Annotated in this window: 4 protein-coding genes; all 4 read right to left on the bottom strand. The window is 69.2% G+C overall.

The window, feature by feature from the left end; translation table 11 throughout:
* A partial coding sequence (locus AC1D12_RS28300; protein WP_477844408.1) for a tripartite tricarboxylate transporter substrate-binding protein occupies nt 1-862 on the bottom strand: 862 nt, incomplete at its 3' end.
* A 31-nt stretch (nt 863-893) separates the two neighbouring features.
* Nucleotides 894-2,399, bottom strand: coding sequence for a tripartite tricarboxylate transporter permease (locus AC1D12_RS28295; RefSeq protein WP_465113011.1), 1,506 nt, complete (start codon nt 2,397-2,399; stop codon nt 894-896).
* Nucleotides 2,400-2,418: 19 nt separating this feature from the next.
* Nucleotides 2,419-2,931 (bottom strand): tripartite tricarboxylate transporter TctB family protein, encoded by a 513-nt coding sequence (locus AC1D12_RS28290; protein WP_052212736.1) that lies wholly within the window; start codon nt 2,929-2,931, stop codon nt 2,419-2,421.
* Nucleotides 2,932-3,030: 99 nt separating this feature from the next.
* A partial coding sequence (locus AC1D12_RS28285; protein ID WP_477844407.1) for a Bug family tripartite tricarboxylate transporter substrate binding protein occupies nt 3,031-3,457 on the bottom strand: 427 nt, incomplete at its 5' end.

Raw genomic sequence — 3,457 nt, 5'->3', positions numbered from 1 at the left:
GGGTCGCCTTCTGCAGCGAGGCACGCAGGTTGGCCACCTGCGCATCGGACATGCCGGCCGGCGCGAAGATGCCGCGCCAGTTCGCCAGGTCGACGTCGAGGCGCTGCTCGCGGAACGACGGGATGCCGAACAGCCCGCGCCGCGAGCTGATCGCCAGCGCCCGCAGCTTGCCTGACGAGATGCCCGATTTCAGCTCGCCGAAGCCGGACACCGCCGCCGCCACCTTGCCGGCCGCCAGCGCCTGCATCACCTCGGCCCCGCTGCTCGACGGCACATAGACCAGCTTGCCCGGATCAGCCCCGGCCGCGCGCGCCACCAGCGCGGCGCACATGTGGTCGACGCCGCCGGCCCCGCCGCCGGCCAGCGGCACCTCGGCGATGTTCTTCACCAGCGCGGCCTGGAAATCCTTGATCGTCTGGAACTTCGAATCGGTCGGCACCACCAGCGCCAGCACCTCGCTGGTCAGGCGTGCAACCGGTTTCACGCGTGCCAGAGTGATGGCCGGGCGATTCAGCGCGATCGAGCCGACCATCACGAAGCCGCCGACCATCACCGAATCCTGGGCATCCGAGTATTTCTCCACGAATTCGGCCAGCCCGATGATGCCGCCCTTGCCGCCCTTGTTCTCGTAGACGATCTCGCTGGCCTGCCCGGAGGCCACCAGCGCGTCGCCGACCGCGTGGCCGGTGCCGTCCCAGCCGCCCCCGGGGTTGGCCGGGATCAGGATGCGCAGCTTGCCGAGCGGTGCGGGGCCGGTGGCGGCCAGGCTGGCCGTCGGCACGGCGGGCGCGATGCCGGCGGCGGCCGAGGCAGCCATCCAGCGGAGAACGGAGCGGCGGTTCTGGGAACGATGGGACTTCATGGGGAAGATCCTTGCTGTGAGGAAGGGCCGGTCAGGCCAGCGCCACGGTACGTCGGCGCCGCAGCCGGGTCAACAGCGGCGGGACGATCAGGACCGCCACGCACACCAGCAGGATAGTCGCCGACAACGGCCGTTCAATGAACACCGTCCATTTGCCCTCCCCGATGGACATGGCGTTGCGCATGTGGGCCTCGCCGAGCGGGCCGAGGATCATGCCGACGATCACCGGGGCGGTCGGGAAGTCGAAGCGGCGCATCAGCACGCCCAGCAGCCCGATGCCGTACAGCAGGAACAGGTCGAAGGCCGATTGCCGCATGCCGTAGACGCCGACCGTCGCGAAGATCAGGATGCCCGCGTAGAGCGCCGGCTTCGGGATCTTCAGCAGCTTCACCCACAGCCCGACCAGCGGCAGGTTCAGCACCAGCAGCATCACGTTGCCGATGTACATCGACGCGATCAGCGCCCACACCAGCGCCGACGAGGTCTGGAACAGCGTCGGGCCGGGCTGGATGCCGTAGTTCTGGAACGCCGACAGCAGGATCGCCGCGGTGGTGGAGGTGGGGATGCCCAGCGTCAGCAGCGGCACCAGCGTGCCGGCCACCGCCGCGTTGTTGGCGGCCTCCGGGCCGGCCACGCCTTCGATCGCGCCGACGGTGCCGAACTCTTCCGGGTGCTTCGACAGCTTGCGCTCGGCGCCGTACGACAGGAAGGTCGGGATCTCGGTGCCGCCGGCCGGGATGGTGCCGAACGGGAAGCCGATCAGCGTGCCGCGCAGCCAGGCCGGCCACGAGCGCTTCCAGTCGCCCTTCGTCATCCACAGGCTCGACATCTTGTTGCGCGTCTCGTCCTGGCGGCCCTCGTACATCATCGTATACATCGCCTCGCCGACCGCGAACAGCCCGACCGCCACCAGCACCACCTCGATGCCGTCGACCAGTTCGGGCACGTTGTTCAGCGTGAAGCGCGCCTGGCCGGAGATCTGGTCGATGCCGATGATGCCGATCGACAGGCCCAGCACCAGGCTGGTCATGCCGCGCAGCGTGCTCTGCCCGAGCACCGACGACACGGTCGTGAAGGCCAGCAGGATCAGCGCGAAGTACTCCGGCGGGCCGAAGCGCAGCGCGAACTCGGCGAGGCCGGGCGCGAACAGCGTGACGAGCACCGTGGCGATCGTGCCGGCGAAGAACGAGCCGATCGCCGAGGTGGCGAGCGCCGCGCCGGCGCGGCCGCTCTTGGCCATCAGGTTGCCCTCCATCGCGGTGACCATGCTGCCGGTCTCGCCCGGGGTGTTCAGCAGGATCGAGGTGGTCGAGCCGCCGTACATCGCGCCGTAGTAGATGCCGGCGAACATGATCATCGACGCGGTCGGTTCGACGTGCGAGGTGATCGGCAGCAGCATCGCCACCGTCAGTGCCGGGCCGATCCCGGGCAGCACGCCGATCGCGGTGCCGATCAGGCAGCCGAGCAGCGCCCACATCAGGTTGATCGGCGTGCCCGCCGTCATGAAGCCTTGCAGCAGCGAATTCCAGATGTCCATGATGGTGATGCTCTAGAGGTCAGATCCAGCCGGAGCTGGTGAGGCCGGGGAGGGTCAAACCCAGCAGCTTCGTGAACAGCCAGTAGACCGGCGCCGACAACGCGGCACCGACCAGCACGTCGCGCACCCAGTCGGCCAGCGTCGCGCGCCCCGCCCCCATCGACAGCCGGAAACCGCGCGCCGCCAGCACGAACAGCAGCGAGCACGACGGGATGAAGCCCACGCGGGTGATCAGCGCCGCATTCAGCAGCAGGCCGGCCGACAGCCAGGCCATGCCGGCCCAGTACGGCGCGGGGGTGTCCTCGCTGCCCTCGGGCATCGCGCGAAAGCCGCCGGTCGCGGCCTGCACGATCAGCAGCAGCCCGCACAGCGCCATCGCCGCCGCCATCAGCCACGGCAGGAAACCCGCGCCGACGCCCCCGTAGCCGGCCTCGCTCTTGATCTGCGCCGCACCGATGGCCATCACGGCCCCCAGGCCGATCGCGCCGGCACCGATGCCGATCTCGGATCGCTTGTTCATGGGCTTGTTCATGGTCTACCTCCTTGCGTCATTCAATCCGCCCCTCAAACGCAGGCTGGCCGGCGCACAGCGCCGGCCAGCCGTACTGCAGGGAACCTGCGATCCGGGCAGTTACAGCATGCCCAGCTTCAGCATCAGCGCACGCAGGCGCGCGGTGTCGTCGTCGACGAACTTGCCGAAGTCGTCGCCGGTCATCAGCGCCGAGTTCCACTTGTTGTTGGCCAGCGTCTCGGCCCAGCTCTTGGTCTTGGTGGCCTTGGAGACCGCCTCGACCAGCTTCTGGCGCTGTGCCGGCGTGATGCCGGGCGCGCCGTACACGCCACGCCAGTTGCCGATCGACACGTTGATGCCCTGCTCGACCAGCGTCGGGATGTCCGAGCCGCGGATGCGGTTCGGCGCCGTGACGCCGATCGCGCGCATCTTGCCGGTCTTGATGAACTCCTCGAACTCGGCCAGGCCGCTGGTGCCCACCGTGATGTGGCCGCCCAGCACCGCGGCCGTCGCCTCGCCGCCGCCCTTGAACGGCACGTAGTTGATC

It is taken from the genome of Rhizobacter sp. P1_G5 (assembly GCF_056405435.1).
The sequence above is the reverse complement of the archived record's forward strand: the minus strand, read 5'-3'. Positions and strand labels throughout refer to the sequence as shown.

Excerpts from the sequence above, each read along its gene's own strand:
- AC1D12_RS28290 (WP_052212736.1), bottom strand. The coding sequence starts at position 2,931 with ATGAACAAGCCCATGAACAAGCGATCCGAGATCGGCATCGGTGCCGGC.
- AC1D12_RS28295 (WP_465113011.1), bottom strand. The coding sequence starts at position 2,399 with ATGGACATCTGGAATTCGCTGCTGCAAGGCTTCATGACGGCGGGCACG.